Annotated in this window: 15 protein-coding genes; 10 read left to right on the top strand and 5 right to left on the bottom strand. The window is 29.9% G+C overall.

The features are described from left to right. The first annotated feature begins 69 nt into the window (after positions 1-69). The 4 genes from accC (at position 70) to ACYPV9_RS12825 (ending at position 2994) form a co-directional block, all read left to right on the top strand. Positions 70-1407 carry an acetyl-CoA carboxylase biotin carboxylase subunit gene (gene accC, locus ACYPV9_RS12840; RefSeq protein WP_299063204.1) on the top strand — a complete coding sequence of 446 codons (1338 nt, stop codon included), beginning with the start codon at positions 70-72 and terminating at the stop codon, positions 1405-1407. 94 nt (positions 1408-1501) lie between these two features. After that, the gene (locus tag ACYPV9_RS12835) at positions 1502-1951 is read left to right on the top strand and encodes an Lrp/AsnC family transcriptional regulator (protein ID WP_077810914.1); all 450 of its coding nucleotides are present in this window, start codon (positions 1502-1504) and stop codon (positions 1949-1951) included. A 4-nt stretch (positions 1952-1955) separates the two neighbouring features. Continuing rightward, positions 1956-2273, top strand: a complete 318-nt coding sequence (locus tag ACYPV9_RS12830) for an Hpt domain-containing protein (protein WP_299063209.1) — start codon at positions 1956-1958, stop codon at positions 2271-2273. Between the two features lie 13 nt (positions 2274-2286). Beyond that, on the top strand, positions 2287-2994 hold the full coding sequence (locus ACYPV9_RS12825) for a LytR/AlgR family response regulator transcription factor (protein ID WP_459744303.1): 708 nt from the start codon (positions 2287-2289) through the stop codon (positions 2992-2994). Positions 2995-3253: 259 nt separating this feature from the next. On the opposite strand, the gene ACYPV9_RS12820 is transcribed toward ACYPV9_RS12825, so the two are convergent. The 4 genes from ACYPV9_RS12820 to ACYPV9_RS12805 are packed head-to-tail and all read right to left on the bottom strand — an operon-like array spanning position 3254 to position 7331. Next, complete coding sequence (locus ACYPV9_RS12820) at positions 3254-4273, bottom strand: UDP-glucose--hexose-1-phosphate uridylyltransferase (protein ID WP_459744301.1); 1020 nt, start codon at positions 4271-4273, stop codon at positions 3254-3256. 5 nt (positions 4274-4278) lie between these two features. Continuing rightward, entirely contained in the window at positions 4279-5430 is a 1152-nt protein-coding gene (galK, locus tag ACYPV9_RS12815; RefSeq protein WP_299063217.1) for a galactokinase, read from the bottom strand. A gap of 11 nt (positions 5431-5441) precedes the next feature. Beyond that, positions 5442-6329: an aldose 1-epimerase gene (locus tag ACYPV9_RS12810; protein WP_299063220.1), complete on the bottom strand. Its 888-nt coding sequence runs from the start codon at positions 6327-6329 to the stop codon at positions 5442-5444. A gap of 3 nt (positions 6330-6332) precedes the next feature. After that, positions 6333-7331 (bottom strand): GntR family transcriptional regulator, encoded by a 999-nt coding sequence (locus tag ACYPV9_RS12805; RefSeq protein WP_459744298.1) that lies wholly within the window; start codon positions 7329-7331, stop codon positions 6333-6335. A 105-nt stretch (positions 7332-7436) separates the two neighbouring features. On the opposite strand from ACYPV9_RS12805, the gene galE reads away from it, so the two are divergent. Continuing rightward, positions 7437-8468: a UDP-glucose 4-epimerase GalE gene (gene galE, locus ACYPV9_RS12800; RefSeq protein ID WP_459744296.1), complete on the top strand. Its 1032-nt coding sequence runs from the start codon at positions 7437-7439 to the stop codon at positions 8466-8468. Positions 8469-8506: 38 nt separating this feature from the next. Then, on the top strand, positions 8507-10123 hold the full coding sequence (locus ACYPV9_RS12795; protein WP_299063227.1) for a solute:sodium symporter family transporter: 1617 nt from the start codon (positions 8507-8509) through the stop codon (positions 10121-10123). Between the two features lie 902 nt (positions 10124-11025). On the opposite strand, the gene ACYPV9_RS12790 is transcribed toward ACYPV9_RS12795, so the two are convergent. After that, entirely contained in the window at positions 11026-11913 is an 888-nt protein-coding gene (locus ACYPV9_RS12790) for an AraC family transcriptional regulator (protein WP_299063230.1), read from the bottom strand. Between the two features lie 461 nt (positions 11914-12374). Between ACYPV9_RS12790 and ACYPV9_RS12785 the strand changes: the two genes are divergently transcribed. The 4 genes from ACYPV9_RS12785 to ACYPV9_RS12770 are packed head-to-tail and all read left to right on the top strand — an operon-like array spanning position 12375 to position 20088. Beyond that, complete coding sequence (locus ACYPV9_RS12785) at positions 12375-13787, top strand: hypothetical protein (protein WP_299063233.1); 1413 nt, start codon at positions 12375-12377, stop codon at positions 13785-13787. Positions 13788-13829: 42 nt separating this feature from the next. Beyond that, positions 13830-16856 (top strand): SusC/RagA family TonB-linked outer membrane protein, encoded by a 3027-nt coding sequence (locus tag ACYPV9_RS12780; protein WP_459744291.1) that lies wholly within the window; start codon positions 13830-13832, stop codon positions 16854-16856. Between the two features lie 4 nt (positions 16857-16860). Next, positions 16861-18441, top strand: coding sequence for a RagB/SusD family nutrient uptake outer membrane protein (locus ACYPV9_RS12775; RefSeq protein WP_299063239.1), 1581 nt, complete (start codon positions 16861-16863; stop codon positions 18439-18441). 21 nt (positions 18442-18462) lie between these two features. Beyond that, a complete protein-coding gene (locus ACYPV9_RS12770) occupies positions 18463-20088 on the top strand; it encodes a glycoside hydrolase (protein WP_459744287.1) in 1626 nt (541 codons plus the stop codon). Positions 20089-20106: the final 18 nt, after the last annotated feature.

Genomic DNA, 20106 nt, shown 5'->3' with positions numbered 1-20106 from the left:
AATTACAAATTACGAACGAGAATTATCAAACTTGTAATTACAAATTCATAATTCATAATTTTTTATAATATGTTTAAAAAAATATTAATTGCCAATAGAGGTGAAATAGCACTACGTGTTATTAGAACCTGTAGAGAAATGGGTATAAAAACTGTAGCAGTATATTCTACTGCAGATGCAGAAAGTTTACACGTTAGATTTGCAGATGAAGCCGTTTGTATTGGACCAGCACAAAGTTCAGAATCTTACTTAAAGATGTCTAACATTATTGCTGCTGCAGAAATAACAAATGCAGATGCTATTCACCCAGGTTATGGGTTTTTATCTGAAAACGCTAAATTTTCTAAATTATGTGACGAGCATAATATTAAGTTTATTGGTGCAACAGGTGAAATGATTGACCAAATGGGAGATAAAGCAAATGCTAAATCTACTATGAAAGCTGCCGGTGTACCTTGTGTACCTGGAAGTGAAGGTGTTATTACCGATTTTGAAGAGTGTGAAAAGTTAGCTGTAGAAACAGGTTACCCAGTAATGCTTAAAGCTTCTGCCGGAGGTGGAGGTAAAGGTATGCGTGCCGTTTGGAAACCAGAAGACTTAAAAGATGCTTGGGATTCTGCAAGACAAGAATCTAAAGCCGCATTTGGTAACGACGACATGTATATGGAAAAACTTATTGAAGAGCCAAGACATATCGAAATTCAAATCGTTGGAGATTCTTTTGGAAAAGCATGTCATTTATCTGAAAGAGACTGTTCTGTACAAAGACGTCACCAAAAATTAACAGAAGAAACACCTTCTCCTTTCATGACAGATGAATTAAGAGAAGCAATGGGTAATGCAGCAGTAAAAGCAGCAGAATTTATTAAATATGAAGGTGCAGGTACTGTAGAGTTTTTAGTTGATAAGCACAGAAATTTCTACTTTATGGAGATGAATACTCGTATACAAGTAGAACACCCAATTACTGAAGAAGTTGTAAATTATGACTTAATTAGAGAGCAAATTTTAGTAGCGGCTGGTGTGCCAATTTCTGGTAAGAATTATTATCCTAAAATGCATTCTATAGAATGTAGAATTAATGCAGAAGATCCTCATAATAATTTTAGACCTGCTCCAGGTAAAATTACTACTTTTCATGCTCCTGGTGGGCACGGAATAAGAATTGATACGCATGTTTATGCAGGATATATGATTCCGCCTAATTACGATTCTATGATTGCTAAATTAATTACGACTGCTCAAACAAGAGAAGAAGCAATTAATAAAATGAAGCGTGCATTAGATGAGTTCGTTATCGAAGGTATAAAAACAACAATACCTTTTCATAGACAATTAATGGATCATCCAGATTATGTTGCAGGTAATTATACAACTAAGTTTATGGAAGATTTTACAATGAGTTAAAATCTAGCTATTTAGTTATAATAATAAAGTTAAATAGAGAATACAGTTTGTATTCTCTATTTTTTTTACCTTTATACTTAATATATATTGAAATATGAAAATTGACGGAATTGATAAAACAATAATTAGAACTTTGGTAAAAGATGCTAGAACACCAATTTTAAGTATTGCTAGAGAAGTAGGTATATCTGGTGCGGCAATTCATCAAAGGTTAAAAAAATTAGAAAAATCTAAATTAATAGAAGGTTATAATATGATTATTAACCCGAAATCTTTAGGCTACACAACTACTGCTTTTGTTGGGGTTTATTTAGATTCTTCAAGTCAGCTTTCATCATCAATAAAAAGGTTAAAAGAAATACCAGAAGTTATAGAAAGCCACTATACAACGGGTAATTACGCTATTTTAGTTAAAATACTTTGCAAAGATAACGAGAGTTTAATGCGTATTTTAAATGATAAAATTCAGCCAATAAAAAACGTTTTAAGAACAGAAACATTTATTTCTTTAGATCAACAAATTAAAAGGCAAATAAATATTTAATCCTTTGGAAAAACCAAATTTAAATTACCTAAAAGAAATTTCTGGTGGAGATATTGATTTTGAAAACAGTATGTTATCAATCTTAAAAACCGAGCTTCCAGAAGAATTATCAATCTTAAAAAGTTACTATGAAAATAGTAATTATGAAGAACTAAGTTTGTCTATCCATAAAATAAAACATAAAATAGGTATGTTGGGTATGCCAATAGCTTTAGAATTTGCTTCTAAAATAGAAAATGATGTAAAAAAAGGCAATTTAGAACAATATACAGATCTAATATTTATTTTAGAGAGAATTAATGTATATTTAAAAAACCAATAGTACTAACTACACTATGAATTGTATAATAATAGATGATGATGCATCTGCCAGATTAATAATTAGGCAGTTATGTAAAGAAACAGATTTAGAAGTAATAGAAGAATTCTCTTCTGCAATAGATGCTATAAAGTTTTTAAATACAGATACCAATATTGATGTAGCATTTTTAGACATCCATATGCCTACTTTTTCTGGTATTGATTTTGTTAAAACAATTAATTCTAGTGTAAAAATTATATTAACAACATCAGATAAGAATTTTGCATTAGAAGCTTTTGAGTATAAGAGTGTTGTAGATTACTTATTAAAACCAATATCTAAAGAAAGGTTTAAAAAGTCTATAGATAAATTAACAAATTTTGTTTCAGAAAAATCTAAGCAAAACACTGTAAATAAAAATATAGAAAATAAAGATTTTATTTTTGTGAACGTAGAAAAGCGTTTGGTTAAAATTAATATTCCTGAAATACTCTTAATAGAGGCTAAAGGAGATTATATTGGTATTAGAACAGACAAGCAGAGTTTTATAGTTCATTCTACTTTAAAGAAAATTGAAAAGAAGCTTCCGTTAGATTCATTTCTTAGAATTCACAGATCTTATATAATTAATACTTCTGAAATAATAGATATAGAAGATAATAGTGTATTAATTAAAAAACATGTAATACCTATTAGTAGATCTCATAAAACAGAATTGATGAAAAGGCTAAACTTGTTGTAAAACGGCTTACCTAAGAACTACTGCCATTCGTCGATAATTCTAAATCACTTATCGAAAATTAAATTTAACAACACATATAGCACGTATCTTTGAAGTGTATTTAGAGGTAGATACATTTTCATAATAAAAAGTTGAGTTATTTTATCAAAGTTAGTTATGTTTATGAGTTGGGGAACTTGTAAACAGAAAAAAATAAAAACATTTATTTTTTTGAATTGATAATAAAAAAAGGCCTTTGTTTAATTACAAAGGCTTTTTTTTATATAAGATTTTTTAATCTTTTTGCTGCTAATTCTGCAGTTATATCTCGTTGTGGAGACCCGAACATTTCATAACCAACCATAAACTTCTTTACCGTTGCACTTCTTAATAATGGCGGATAAAAACTCATGTGCCAATGCCAATGTTTGTTGTCTATATTATTAGTTGGCGCTTGATGTATACCACTAGAATAAGGAAAAGAAGTATTAAATAACTTGTCGTAAGCCTTGGTTATTACAGATATAGCTTCAGCATAATTTAAAGCTTCTTCATCTGTCATCTCAGTAATATTTTTCTGAGCTTTTTTAGGAGCAATCATTACTTCAAACGGCCAAATTGCCCAAAATGGAGTTAATACAACAAAGTCTTTATTTTCAAATATTATTCTTTCGTTAGTCTCTAACTCTTGTTTTAAGTAATCTTCTAAAAGGTTACTATTTTTACTATTAAAATATTTTAATTGTTGATTATCTTTCTTTTCAACTTCATTGGGTAACGTAGATTGACTCCAGATTTGCCCGTGAGGATGCGGATTGCTACATCCCATTACCGCACCTTTATTTTCGAAAATTTGAACATAATTGATGTTTTTGTTTTCACCTAAAGATATATATTCTTTTTGCCAAACATTGATTACTTTTTTTATGTCTTTAACGTCCATATCTGCTAAACTTTTAGAATGATCTGGACTAAAACAAATAACTTTACAAATTCCGGTTTCGCTCTTTGCTTTAAATAAACCTTCTTCTACTTTAAATGATGGTGAATCTTTTTGTAGTGCTGCAAAATCGTTTGTAAAAACAAATACATCTTTATAATCTGGGTTTACTTCTCCATTAATTCTAGTATTTGTTGCACAGAGATAACAGTTTTCATCATAAGTAGGTCTTTTTTCCTTTGAAATTTCTTCATTTTGACCTTGCCATGGTCTTTTAGATCTATGTGGTGAAACTAAAACCCATTCACCAGTTAAAATATTTAATCTCTTGTGTGAATAATCTTGTAAGTTTGTATTCATAACAATTATTTTTTTAGGATTCTTGTTCCTTCAGATAATTTTACCTGATAAATAGAACAATCTTTGCCAAATTCTTTTTTGAAATTCTTAGCGATTTCTTTTTTAAAATCTTCAATTTCAGATTTTTTAATAAGGTTTATTGTGCATCCGCCAAAACCACCACCCATCATTCTTGCACCTAAAATTTTAGAATTATTTCTAGTTTCATCTACCAAAAAATCTAATTCTTTGCAGCTAACTTTATATTTAGTGCTTAAGCCGTCATGAGATTGATAAATTAATTCACCTAAAGTTTCTATATCATTTTTTTGTATGGCTTCAGAAAATTTTTCTACTCTAGAATTTTCTTCAATAACATAAGAAGTCTTTTCATAATCAGCTTTAGATATTTTAGATTTAATTGCATTTAAGTCTTCTAGTGTAGCATCTCTAAGTGCTGTAATGTTTAGTAGTTTAGAAACCTTTTCGCAAACCGCTCTTCTATCATTATACGCGCTTTCAGATAAATCGTGCTTTACATTACTGTTAATTAAAAGGAGTTTGTATTTTTTAAAATCGATTTTAAAAGATGTAGATTCTATAGATCTGCAATCTAACAAAAGTGCACTTTTCTTTTCTCCAAACATACTAGCATATTGATCCATAATACCGCACTTTACTCCGGCATAATTGTGTTCTGCTTTTTGAGAAATTAGAATCATTTGTTCTTTGGTAAGTTTTAAATTAAACAACTCATTCAAACCAAAAACAATACTATTTTCTAATGCTGCTGATGATGACATACCAGCGCCACCAGGAATATCTCCTGCAAAAACACAATTAAAATTTTCTAATTTAATATCTAATTTTTGAATTTCTGAAACAATGCCTAAAATATAATTTCTCCAACCTCCATCTTGCAAAGGTGTTATGTTCTCTAAACCAAAAGAATACATTTCTTCTTTATTTAAAGCGTACACATTGCTTATATTTTCGTCATTTTTATAAATTGCTAATGCAATACCTTTATCTATAGCGGCAGGAAACACAAAACCATCATTATAATCTGTATGTTCTCCTATTAAATTAATTCTACCAGGAGAAAACACAACAATTGGTTTTGCATTAAAGTGTTTTTTAAAACTTTTTTTAACCTCTTTTATTAATTCTTTTTTCATAATATAATGTCCTAAATATCTACTGATAAAGTATAAATTGAAGAAAAACTTGTATTAGGTTTTAATAGTTGTAGACCTACTTTATTATTAAAACTATCAGATATACCTGTTATTGGTTCAATAGCAATGGCATTTTTATTTTCTGGAGTATATATTTGTAGATAATTTTCTTTTAAATTAGAATTTAAAGTAAAATTGTAAGTCGGAGTTTCAAAAATAACTTTACCGCTTCTTAAACTAAAACAATCATCGTAATTACCAGATTCTAAATCTCTTAATTCGCTTATATTGGTTGCTTCTAAATTTTTAGTAATCATTTTTTGATTATGAATTACTTTTTTATCAGCATTAAATTTAAGAGTACTTTTAGATAAGTTTTTAGAATAGAAATAAGGATGCCAACCTACTGTAAAAGGAAAATTCTCTGTACCTATATTATCAATTTTAATTTCTAAAGCAACACTTGTATTAGAAAATGTATAGATTAACGTAATTTTATATAAATATGGAAATGCGGGATTTTTATTTTTTTCTGTATAACTTAAAGTAATTGAAGTGCTATTAATACGGGTATGTTCATTTTCAAAAACGAATTTTTTATTATAAACTAAGCCATGTAGTGCGTTATTATTGGCAGGTTCATTTATTTTAAATTGATATTCTTTTTTATTAAAAATGTATTTGCCGTTATCTATTCTGTTTACAAAAGGAAATAGAATTGCAGAGTGGTAGCAGGTTTCGTATGGTACAGGATGCATGTCCGCAAGAATTTGTTCGCCATTAATTTGAAGTTTTTGTAAACTTCCTCCTAATTTTAAATTGATTATAGCCATAGAATTATTTCGGGTGTTTTTAAATTCTATGATGTTATTATCTTCTAAATGTTTAACCGTTATCATAATTTACAAAGAGTTTCTAACAATTATTTTTGATGGATTTTCTATCTGTACTTTTTCTTTTGTCGTTAAAATTGATGCAAGATTTTTACCCATTGCTGTAAAATCTGTAGAGATAGTTGTAATTCCGCCTTCTACAATTTCTTTAAGCATAGTGTCGTTATAACAAATGATACCAATATCTTCTTTAAGAAGTAATTTGGTCTCTTTAATTCTCTTAATAATTCGTATTAGAATTTTATCTTCAGGAATAATATAAACGTCACCTTTTTCAATTTTTCTTGTTGTTAAAGTGTCAATAATTTCATTTTCAAAATTTTCTTTTTTGCAGAATTTTTCGAAGCCATCTAGCATTGCTTTTGGCTGAGTTTTTTTATCATACACAAAAATCAACTTGCTGTAGTTTGTTAATTTATCTTTAACTTCATCTAAGCCAGAGTAAATGTTTTTTTTAAAATTTTGAAAAATCGAGGAATATGCTTTTAATTTTGGATTTAGCTGGTCTAAAATAAATACTTTCTCTTTTGGTAAGTTTTCTAGAACTAAATCTGTGTTTTCTAGATTTGCTGGCATAATTATGTAATGATTATAATCGCCAATATTGTCTAGAATTAAAGCATTAAAAATTTTAGGATTAAAATGATGAAAGTAAATATCAACTTTAATATTAGTATCTAAATTACTTAGAAAAGAATTATATAAATCTTCCTTAAAGGCATTAAACTCATCAAAAAGTAGAAATATATTTTGAGAAACACTTACATTTTCTGATGATAAATAATATCCTTTACCAACCACAGAATGTATAATTCCTCGGTTTTTTAGTTCGTTAAAGGCCATTAAAACAGTATCTCTAGATAATCTGTAAGTGTCTCTTAAGCTGTTTATTGATGGTAGTTTATCTCCTTTTTTAAGTGTACCGTTTTGTACAGCATCTTCAATAGATGCTATTATTTGTTTGTACTTAGGTACTTTAGATTTCTTATTTAAGGTTACTAAACTCATGTTGCAAATATATAATTATTTTTAAATAAAGCAACTAGTAGGTACTAGTGGGTTTTTAAATTTTAATTTTGTATAATTGCATATCATAATTATATTTAACACAGCATGAATACTAAAATTATAGTAACTGGTGGTTGCGGTTACATAGGTTCTCACACAGTAATAGAATTGATTGAGAATAATTTTGAAGTAGTTATTATAGACGATTTATCTAACTCTTCGAAAAAAACTTTAGATAGAATACATCAAATTACAGGTGTAAAACCAATATTTGTAGAACTTGATTTAAAAGATGCACCTAAAACAAATTTGGTTTTTTCTGAACACAAAGATGCAAAAGCTGTTATTCATTTTGCTGCTTCAAAAGCAGTAGGAGAGTCTGTGAAAAATCCTTTAAAATATTACAAAAACAATTTATATTCTTTAGTTAACACTTTAAGTGCGCAGATAGAAAACGGAATTAACAATTTTATCTTTTCTTCTTCGGCAACAGTATATGGCACACCAGAAATTTTACCAATAACCGAAGAAAATAAAACCCAACGACCATTTTCTGCTTACGGAAATACAAAAAAGATTGCTGAAGAAATTTTAGAAGATTTGATAAATTCTAACGATTCTTTTTCTGCAATATCTTTACGTTATTTTAATCCTATTGGCGCGCACGAATCTGGTTTAATTGGCGAGTTACCAAGTGGTATTCCTAATAATCTAATGCCGTATATTACTCAAACAGCAGTAGGTTTAAGAGAAAAACTAATGGTTTATGGTAATGATTATCCAACACCAGATGGAACACCCATTAGAGATTATATTCATGTTTTAGATTTAGCAAATGCACATGTAATTGCTGTAAAAAGATTGTTGTTACAAAAACAAGAAACGGCTTTAGAAACTTTTAATTTAGGTACTGGTAAGGGTTTTTCTGTTTTAGATGTAATAAAATCTTTTGAAGAAGTTTCTGGGATCAATTTAAATTATGAAATTACAGAAAGAAGACCTGGCGATGTACCTCAATTATTTGCATCTACCGATTTAGCAAAAGTAAAATTAGGTTGGTCAGCAAATAAAACCTTAAACGAAATGATAAGTTCTTCATGGCAATGGGAAAAAAAATTAAGAGACGGTAATTTATAATAATTATAAAATTATTACATTACCGTAAATATTAAACTATGCAATTACTAACATTTTTAAGTTTTACGGTTCTTGTTGCTCTAATTTCTTTTTTATTAACAAGGTCCTCAAAAGAAACATCTAAAGATGGTTATTTTTTAGGAGGAAGAAGTTTGACTGGAATTGTAATTGCGGGATCTCTATTATTAACCAATTTATCTACAGAACAAATAGTTGGTTTAAATGGGCAAGCATACGAGCAAGGTATTTTAGTAATGGCTTGGGAAACTTTAGCAGCCATAACTATGGTGATAATTGCAGTTTTTCTTTTACCTCGTTATTTAAAAGGTGGTATTTCTACAATTCCGCAATTTTTAGAACGTAGATATGATAAAACTACGAAAGCAATTGTTTCTGGGTTGTTTTTATCTGGTTATGTAACTATTTTTTTACCCGTAGTTTTATATACAGGTGCTTCTGCTATTAATACAATGTTTGATGTACCTGCAGTTTTTGGAGTTTCAGAAAATTTAGCACTTTGGTTTACAGTATTTTGTATAGGTATTATTGGGTCTGTTTATGCTGTGTTTGGTGGTTTAAAAGCGGTTGCTGTTTCAGATACAATAAATGCGATAGGATTAATTATTGGAGGTTTGATGATTCCGTATTTTGGTTTAACTTACATTGGAGACGGAGATATGTTTACAGGTTTAGATACTTTAATGACCGCACATCCAGAGAAATTTATTGCTACAGGTTCAGAAGATTCTTACGTTCCTTTATCTACTTTATTTACGGGTATGCTTTTAATCAATCTTTTTTATTGGGGGACAAATCAAGCAATAATTCAACGAGCTTTAGGAGCCAAAAACCTAAAAGAAGGTCAAAAAGGATTGGTTTATGCTGCGTTTTTAAAAATATTAGGTCCGCTATTGCTTGTTTTACCGGGCATTATAGCTTTTTATATTTTTAAAGGTGAATTGTCAAAGCCAGATTTAGCTTACGCGTCTTTGGTTGCAGAGGTATTACCAAAACCATTGGTTGGTTTTTTTGCGGCAGTATTATTTGGTGCGATTTTAAGCTCTTTTAATTCAGCCTTAAATAGTTGTGTTACACTTTTTGGTATTGATATTTATCAAGAATATATCAACAAATATGCAACAGAAAAGCAGGTTGTAAAAGCGGGAAAAACGTTTGGTGTATTTCTAGCGGTTTTAGCAATGATTGTTGCGCCATTTATAGCAAATGCAGGAAGTGTTTTTGCTTACTTGCAAGAAATTAATGGTACATATTCGATTCCTATTTTAACAATTGTTGTTGTTGGTTATACTACCAAGTATGTGCCAGCAATTGCAGCAAAAATTGGTTTAATTTCAGGTGTTGTATTATATTCTATTAGTCAGTTTATTATTAAGCCTAGTTTTGATGTAATTGAACTTGTAAATGGCGTAGAGGTTGTAACAGGCAATATATATCCACATTTTTTACATATTTTGGCTATACTCTTTTTGTTTAATGTTATTATTATGTTGTTGATAGGAAAGTTTTATCCAAGAAAAGAAGCTTACATACAGTTTGATTCTAAAGAAGTAGATATTACTCCGTGGAAATATTTAAAACCAGTAGGAGCTTTTATTTGTGTAATTGTAATTGGTATTTATATATACTTTTCTTAATTAAAATTTAAAAACATTAAAAAAGCTAGTTTTATTTATAGAATTAGTCTTTTTTCTATTGTAATATAAATATATCTAAGAGTTAATAATCAGGTATTTCAGAATTCTTAAAAATAGTGTATAATAAACCGTAACAAATAGATGTTACGGTTAAAAGAAAATATTTATAAAGGTAAATATAGTATTAAAAATAACATCAAGTAAATCTCAATTTGGTGAAACTATATTGAACCAATTAAAATAAAATAACTGTTTATAATTTGAAGTTTCGCTTTGTATAGAGTTGGGAATCTACTCCTTATTCCTGAAAAACATATTTTTGAATCTGGTGCTAAAGTGAATCTAAAGACATCAAATTTTTAAGAGCAAAATATTTTTAGATATGTAAATTAAGTTTTTTTCATATAAGATTAAACAGTAATCAACTTATAAAATGTTTAAACAACTTTATAAGGAGAATTAGGAGATGTGCTTTGTAGAAAATGGTAAAAGAGTTAAGTAAAGAAACAAAATAGCAGTATCAACTAAATGCGCTTTTACTCGTTTTTAAGTAACTATGGAAATTGACGAAATTAATCATAAAATCAATTCTTTAAGAGTGAATACTATTGTATATGCTGTTTAAAGTTTCTACCCTACTTAAAAAAAATCAGCAATAAAAATTATTGTTAAAAGCTGGTTTGGGATCACTTTCCCTTCATGGATTGCCGTGTATTTAAGTCATCAAAATGTAAAAATTTAACGTTCTGGTTAGAGTTTAAGAATTACAACTATGAGACCCGTATCCGAAATTTTTTCTCTTAAAAAAATTTATCGAAAGTAGTCTTTTTCATGTAGATAGAAAATTCTGAGTTTTATAGGCAACAATTTAAGTGATTAAAACTTTATTTTTTAATTGAAATTTATTTTCGCTGACTTTGCTTATAATTTCTAGGAGATTTTCCCATATAATTCTTAAAAGTTCTGGAGAAGTATAGAGGGTCGTCAAAACCAATTTTATAGCTAATTTGTTTTATGCTCAAATCTGTATAACTAAGATATTCACAAGCTTTTTGAACTTTTTTTAATTTAAAAAATACAAGTATGGGGTAGCCTGTTTCCAATTTAAATTTAGTATGTAGGTATGATTTAGAGTAGTTGAACTTAGATGCGATATTATCGAGTGTAAAATTCTTATCTAGATTATTCATTAAAAATTCTTTGACAGAGTTAATTAGGTTCTCTTTAGGATGTGTTGTTTTAATCGAATTAAGTTTATGGTAAACAAATGAGCTTATAAAATTCAGACCTAATAAATTTGCATATTCAATACTATTTAATAAATAATTGTTATTTAATAAATCGAAAATTTTATTAAATTGATCTATACTACTTTTTGAGAAAGGAATATTTTTATAGTTATTAATATTGCTTTTTAAGTATCGATTATATATATTTTCGCTAAAAGAACCCTGAAAATGAATCCAATAAATACTCCATGGATCACTATTGTCAGCCTTGTATTCGTGTCTTGTGTTTTTCGGTATTATGCAAAAATGATTCGGTGAGATTAAAGTTTTTTGATTTTCAATAGTAACTATTCCTTTTCCTTTAGTACAGTATATAAAAATATATTCTTTAGCTCCTTTTTTTCTTAATCTATAGTGATGGCTTGCAACAGGGTAATATCCCATGTCGCTAATGTAAAAATTTCTTGAAATAGGATTGTTTTTTATATCCACTAAAAATGATTTTGGAAAAGCTATCATTTTTTGTCCAAGAAATCCTTTTTTTAAAGTGTTTTCATCCATTTATTTGCTATTTATGTGTTTTTTAGATTTAGATAGAGTTAATTTTACATAGAATAAAGATAAAAAAATATATTACAATATTTATTTTTTTTTATTTTATTCACTTTTTTTACTTTATGTTAATTTATTTTATTCACTTTTATCTTGTTTTTATTGAGGGTGTCTAATAAAATCCTTTTTTTATTTGTAAATCATAAATTTTTAATCTTTTCAATTCTCCTTTTGAGCTATAAATAGCTGTTAAAAGTTATATTATCCATGTTTGTGCTTTTTTTGTCTATTGTTTGAGTTCTTGTAAGCTGTACATTTGTATGATATTCTCAATTTATTTATGATATAATTATCATTTTAATAAAAAGAGATGTGATTATTGTAATTAATCGAGTGTTTTATGGAGTTGGTTTATAGCTTCTTTTTCTGTATCGATATAAATAAAGTAGAACTTAAATTTAAATTAAAAAATGAAAACAGTTAAAACAAAATTACTTTGCATATTCTGCTTAATGGTGGTTGTAGTAAGTTGTAGTGATGATTCTATAAAGGTTGATTCTGAGCCAGAATTTAATTCGTTTCTAGAAGATATTTCAACTTTACCGGGAGAAGTAATAACTTTCGAAGCAGTAATTTCTGACCCAGCAGGGGTTAAATCTATTAATATTAATTATGATAATTGGTTTTTAGATAAAACCATTGTTAATGATTCTTTACCAGATATTTATAATTTGTCTTATCGTTTTAAAGTGCCAGAGACTGAGGACGAATTTAGTGTTCATAAAATATCAGTTACTGTAACTAATTCAGGTGATATAGCTACTGTAAAAGATGTGGTGGTGACTTTAGATAAAGATATAGCTGCACCAATAATAACGGTTAATAGTCCTTCTGATGCGTCTACCGTTTTAATAGGTGATGGTGATGAAATAAATTTTGATATTGATTTAGCTGATAGAGAGTTGTTTGAGTTTAAGATTGAAAGTGATATTCTAAATGAAACCATAACTTTAAATGGATCTGCTACCTATAAATATAGCAAGTCATTAGATGTGTTAACACCTGGTAGTTATACTTTTAATATTATAGCTAAAGATATGTCAGGCAATGATGCGCAAACTTCTGTTACTGTTAATGTTGCAACAGATTTGCAGTTTACGGCAATGTATTTAACAGATGAAACAAGTGATGCTGCATTAAATCAAGATTTGTTTGGTATTCCTTTCAGTACAACAGCAAGTCAGGCTACAGGAGAGAACGGATATGTTTTTACAGCGTTGTATTATTCTAAAAGTGCAAATTCTAAAGTAAGATTTATTCCTCAGAAAGAATCATTTTCACCGTATGCATTTGGGGCAAACGCAAACAATGACGGTAAATTAACATTGGGTGCAGATGCAACCGTTAACCCAATAGTCGTACCTGGTGTTGGTTATTATGAAATAGCAATGGATGTGAGAGATTTGTCATATACTGTTAAACCTTACACGCCAACAGATGCAGCATATGATCAGGTGTATGTTTTAGGAAGAGGAATATTTGTAGATGCAGCTACTTCTACCTGTACAAATAACGCAGACGGTTCTACTCAATGTTGGCATTTTAAATCAGGTAAACCGTTTATTCAAGATCCTAATAATTCATATTTATGGACATTAGATGTTACAGTAAAAGATCAGCCAGATGATAATGGGGCTAATGGTTTTATATTAAATGCTAATCCAATTGGGTGGGCTCCTTTTTGGAGAGCCAATACCCAAGATCGCTCTATTGCTGTTCCTGGTGGTGGTGGTAATTATGTCTTTGAGGATAGTGCTTTAGATAAAGATTATACCTTCATATTTGATACACATTTAAATAGGGTGATAGTTAAAAATAGATAATCAAATATTTCACAAAAATAATATCAATCAAATAGTAAATAAATGAAGCAATTAATTATAATTATAATAAGTATTCTTTGTTTTAGTTTTTCGGCTACAGCTCAGAAAACTGTTAAAGGAACGATTACAGACGAATTAGGGGAGCCTATACCAGGTGTTAATATTTTAGAGAAAAAGACATCTAAGGGTACGTTTTCTGATTTTGATGGTAAATTTTCTATCTCTGTTAGTGAAAAAGCTACTTTAGTCTTTAGCTATCTTGGTTTTAAAAAGCAAGAAGTGAGTGTTGATGGTAGGTCGCAAATCACAGTTAAGATGGTGTCAGATTATACTCAGTTAGATGAAATAGTTGTAATTGGTTATGGTTCTGTGAAAAAAGATAAAATAGCAACCTCTATAGCAACTATAGATGGATCAGAAATTTCAAAACAAGTTGCAAGTAACCCTGCAGAAGCGCTACAAGGTAAAGCAGCAGGTGTTCAGGTTTTGTCTTCTGGAGGTTCTCCAGGTGCGTCTCCTAGAATTGTAATACGTGGTATTACTACAGCTAATGGTAGTACAAATCCACTTATTGTTATTGATGGGATTTTACAACCAGATGGAACATCTCTAAATTCTGTAAACTCTCAAGATATTGATAGTTTTCAAATTTTAAAAGATGCAGCTGCATCTGCAATCTATGGTTCAAGAGCATCAAATGGTGTTGTTCTTATTACTACTAAAAGAGGTAAGGTTGGTAAAACTGTGGTTGGTGTAGATTTAAATTATGGTGTGCAATATTGGCAGAAAATAGAAAGTGCAGATGCTCAAGAGTATATGAGAATAATGAATACTAGAAGAACAAATGATGGTAATGCACCATTGTTTGATCCAAGTAATTTTCAAGGTGAAGGTACAGATTGGTGGAATGAAGTTGTTCAGAACTTTGCCCCAGTTTTAAATGCTAACGTAAGGGTTTCAGGCGGGGCAGAAGATTTAAAATATTCAGGAAGTGTTAGTGTTTTTGACCAGCAAGCAAATTACTCTAAAGGTTTTTATCAAAGAATTACTGGTAGGTTTAATGTAGATTATAAGATTTCTGATAAAGTTACTCTTAAGCAGGATCTTAGTCCAAGAATTGAAAAATGGGAAAATACACCGAATTTGTTGTTTAATTCAATGAGAATTGATCCTCTAACACCGGTATTTATACCTCAAAGTGAACGAGAAGGAAGAAATCAATATAGCATCTATGGTTTATCTCAAAATTTGGTGCCAAATCCTGTGGCTCAATTGGCAAGACAGTTTAATGAAAATGATTTTTTTGGGTTTTTCTCTAATACACAGTTAGATTATATCATACTACCAAGTTTAACATTTAGATCTCAATTAGGATTAAATATTTCTAAGCAAACTTCTCAAAGCTTTAATCCTGAGTATTTTATTGGTCCAAACCGCCAATTAGAAATTAATAACTTAACCAAAACAGTTACCAATAATTTTGACTATGTACTAAATAATACAATAACTTTTGATAAAACCTTTATCGATAAGCATTATTTAAATATTACTGGTGGTATTGTGTTTGATTCAGAAAATTGGGATTATTTAAGAGGTTATAGTGATGGTATTCCTAGTAACACAAATATGAATTTATGGCAATTAGATGCGGCTGAAGGAGAAACTATTAGAGCTAATGCTAATAAGGCTACAGATAATATTTTGTCTGGTGTTTTTAGAACTATTTATAGTTATGATAATAAATACTTTTTTAATGGATCTGTAAGAGTTGATAAATCTTCAAGATTTCCAAAAAATGGAAGAACTGGAATTTTCTCTAGTGTGTCTTTTGCTTGGGATATAGATTCAGAAGATTTTTTCAAAAGTGAGACTATTAATAACTTAAGAGTTAAGGTAGGGGCTGGTGAAGTAGGTAATCAAAATATAAGTCGTAACGGTCAGTTTTTCTCAATTGGATCAGGTGATTTCGTATTTGGAGGTGATCGTGTTGTGGCTAACTTTTTGTCGCAATTTGGTAATCCTAACTTAAAATGGGAAACTGTGAGGGATAAAAATTTTGGAATTTCAATGGGTTTATTTAATAATGAAATTACTATTGAAGCAGAGTATTATGAGAAAACTTCTGAAGACTTGTTGTTTAGTGTAGAAACACCAAATTATACAGGTATACCAGGTACTGTGGCTCAAAATGTAGGTAGTTTTCAATCTAAGGGTTTTGATCTAACTTTAGGATATAATAAGACTTGGAATGATTTTAAATTAGGTGCAAATTTTACATTGTCTACTAATCAAAGTAAAGCTATAGAATTAGCTCCTGGAAATGAAGTGATTTTGGGGCAAAGAAGACCTAGGTTAGGAAATAGATTTGTAAAAATTACCGAATTAGGAGAGACTGTAGGTTTGTTTCAGGGCTACCAAACCGCAGGGATATTTCAAAATCAAACCGAGTTAAATTCTCATACCTCAGAAGACGGAACTATAATTCAGCCTAACGCTCAAGTAGGTGATTTGATATTTGTAGATCAGAATGGAGATGGGGTTTTAAATGACGATGATTTAACCACAATTGGTAATCCATTTCCAGACTTTTACGGTGGTTTAAATCTTAATATGAGTTATAAGAATTTTGACTTTTCTATGCAGTGGTATGGAACTTTTGGAAATGATGTGTTTAATATAAATACAGAATATATTCTTGCTGGTACTCAAAACCTAAATGTATTAGCTGGTTTAGAAAACCTGGTATGGTCTCCAACAAACACAGATGCACAATACCCAAGGTTAACAGAACTTGATAGAAATGGTAATTATCAAAACCCATCAGACATTTTTATAGAAGATGGCTCTTATTTAAGATTACGAAACATTCAGTTAGGTTATAATTTTAAATTAAAAGGTGTTAATAGAATGCGTCTTTATCTAGCAGGCCAAAATTTATTAACGTTTACAAAATACTCTGGTTTTGATCCTGAGGTAAGCAGTGGAGGTATTATTAACGGTTTAGGAGTTGATGCTTCAAGTAACCCTGTGGCAAAAACATTTTTATTAGGATTAAATTTAACATTATAAAATTATGAAAAAACTTATTTTATTTTTAGGATTTTGTATTGCTTTTCTTAACGTAAGTTGCGATGCAGACAAAATATTAGACCAACCTTTGCAAGGTAGACAGCAATTAGATGATTTTTTCTCAACATCAGAAAATGCAGAGCTATTTGTTAATAGTATTTATCAAATGGTTAATGGGACAAATTGGAATCAAGTAAATTTTCAGCGTCAAATTAATGAAATGGCTTCTGATGATAATTGGGCTGGAAATACAAGGCAGCCAAGACCAGATATTACAGGGATAGCGCAATATAATGTATTTCCTGGTTCTACTTATTTTAACTTGTTTTGGGAAAATCATTACATAGGTATAACAAGAGCTAATATAGCTTTAGACAGAGTTCCAGGGATAGAAATTGATGATGAAACAAAGGCTAGGTTAATTGCAGAAGCAAAGTTTTTAAGAGCGTTCTTCTATTTTGATTTAGTTAGAAACTTTGGAGGCGTTCCAATTGTAACGACGTACAATGAGATTTTAGAACCAACAATTAATGACAAAGTTAGGGCTTCTGTAGCTCAAGTTTATGCTTTTATTGAGTCAGATTTAAAAGAAGCTATGAACTCACTGCCATTAAGAAGTCAGCAAACTCTGGGACAATCTGGAAGAGTGACTAAAGGTGCGGTACAATCTTTATTGGCAAAAGTGTATCTTTTTGAGGAAAAATGGGCGGAAGCTCAAGCTATGGCAAAAACGGTAATGGATTCAGGGGAGTATAGTTTAGAAGTAGATTTTGCTGATGTTTATAAAGTAGGTAATTTAAATGGTGTTGAAACTATTTTTGAAATTCAATACATTAATAACCCAACATTTAACGGTGTTGGTGGTCAGTTTTCAATTACTAATGGGAGTCGTGGGGATCGCGGATGGGGTTGGACATCGCCAACTAGCGATCTAGAAAATGCTTTTTTGAGTGAGGGTGATAATATTAGATTAAGATCTACGATTATAAAACACGGGGAACCTGTTTTTGGTGATCCAGCCGTTACAGAGTTTGACGCTAAACCATCAGAAAATAAATCAGGTCGTACCAATAGAAAGTATTATATACCTGTAGATGAAAGACCAGATCCTTATCAAAGAGGGCAATTGCCATTACATTACATTCATTTAAGATTAGCAGATGTTATTTTAATACATGCAGAAGCTGCTTATTTTAATGGAGATGAGGCAGCTGCTAAAAGTTCTTTGCAATTGGTTAGAGATCGAGTTCAATTGCCTTCTAAAAATAATTTATCAGGAGACGCTTTAAGAGATGCAATATGGAAAGAAAGAAGATTAGAATTGGCGCTAGAACAGCATAGGCTTTATGATCTTAGAAGACAAAAAATTAATGGAGTTCCTAGAGTTGCTCTAATATTAGGTCCAAATGGTTCTTTTGTAAAGTATAATACAGAGGTAAGTACAGATCCTTTTGAGACAACTAACTTGTTAGAACCTCAAAATAGTGGAGCGTTATTTGATCCTAATATTCATTTATTATGGCCAATACCACCTGAAGAGATTCAATTGTCTAGAGGTAATATCGTGCAGAATCCGGGATATTAATTCGGTTTTAACAAATGCAATATGTTGAATAAGTATTTTAGTTATTTTTTTGGAGTAGTTTTTAGTTTGGTTTTTGTTGGCTGTAGTCAAGATATGGCTACAGATCCAAATGACCCTAAATTTGATGTTCCTGAAGAAGGTATAATACTTAACATTAATAATACATTTCAAATTATAGATCATTTTGGTGCTTCGGGTGGTTTTCAAGATCAATGGGTTGGAAAATGGCCTGATGCATCCAAAAATAAAGTAGCTGAACTGCTTTTTAGTTCAGATACAGATCTACAAGGTAATCCTAAAGGAATTGGTTTGTCTTTATGGAGGACAATCATAGGTGATGGAGCAGCTGATCAAGTTAATAGTGGTTTTTCTTCATCCAATTGGTTTAGAGAAACAGAATGTTATTTAGATGCTTCTGGAAATTACAATTGGTCAAAACAGCAGGGAGAGCAGTGGTTTATGAACAAAGCAAGAGAGTTTGGAGTTTCTAAATTTACTACATGGGCAACAGCAGCTCCTTATTTTATGTCTAAAAATGGTTATGTTTTTAGTACTTCAGATGTGAGTAATTTTAATTGTAAGCCAGAAAATTATACTAAATATGCAGATTTTTTAGCAACTGTAGTAAAGTATTATGAAGATCAGGGTTTTAATAGTACTACTATGTGTCCGTTTAATGAAACTCAATATCAATGGAATGCAGTCGCTGGCTCTGCGCAACAATCAGGTACAAGAGCAACAAATGCAGAAATTGCACAAGTAACCAAAATTATCGATAATGCATTTACCCAAAAAGGGGTAAAAGCCAAAATTATGCTTCCAGAAGCAGCGCAACTAAAATATTTGTTTGAAGGTGGTAATAACACTAGTAATCAGGTTAATGATTTTTTTAGTGAGTCTAGTCTAAATTATATAGGAAACTTAAAAAACTTATCAAAATACATAGCAGGTCACAGTTATTTTAGTAACGGTACTACTCAAGAGTCTTTAAGACAAAGGAAAACGTTAAAAACAACTTTAGCAAATTACAATTTAGATTATTGGCAAACAGAATATAGTCTATTAGGTACTGGCTATCAACAGGGTTTAGATGTCTCAACTTTTTCAGAGATAGATTATGCGTTATGGATGGCTAGAATCATTCATACTGATTTAGCTTTAGGAAATGCAACAGGTTGGAGTTTTTGGACAGCTTTAAATCAATCGACTTTTGGAGATCATCCTTTTCGCTTTAATTTAATTCTATATCAACCAAATTCAAATAGCCCTACCCACACCGATGGTACTTTTACTTCTAACAAACTTCTTTGGGCGCTTGGTAATTATAGTAGGTTCGTTAGACCAGGAATGGAAAGATTTGAAGTTATTGATGCAGATTATAATGATGAAACATCGGTTGAAAACTTTATGATTTCAGGTTATAAAAATCAAAACACAAAAGAAATTGTATTGGTATGTATTAATAACACCGATACAAACAGAGATTTAAAATTAGAAAATTATAGTGCAGATTTTGAGGTTGTTGGGCATGTTTTTGACGTTTATACAACATCAGGTTCTAGTAATTTAAGAAAGTCTACAGCTTATGTAGAGTCTGTAAGTGTCCTAAAGAAATCTATAGTAACATTAAAAGCAGTCTTAAAATAAGTCTAGCTAAAAAAAATT

This window comes from Polaribacter sp. OB-PA-B3 (assembly GCF_054589375.1).
The sequence above is the reverse complement of the archived record's forward strand: the minus strand, read 5'-3'. Positions and strand labels throughout refer to the sequence as shown.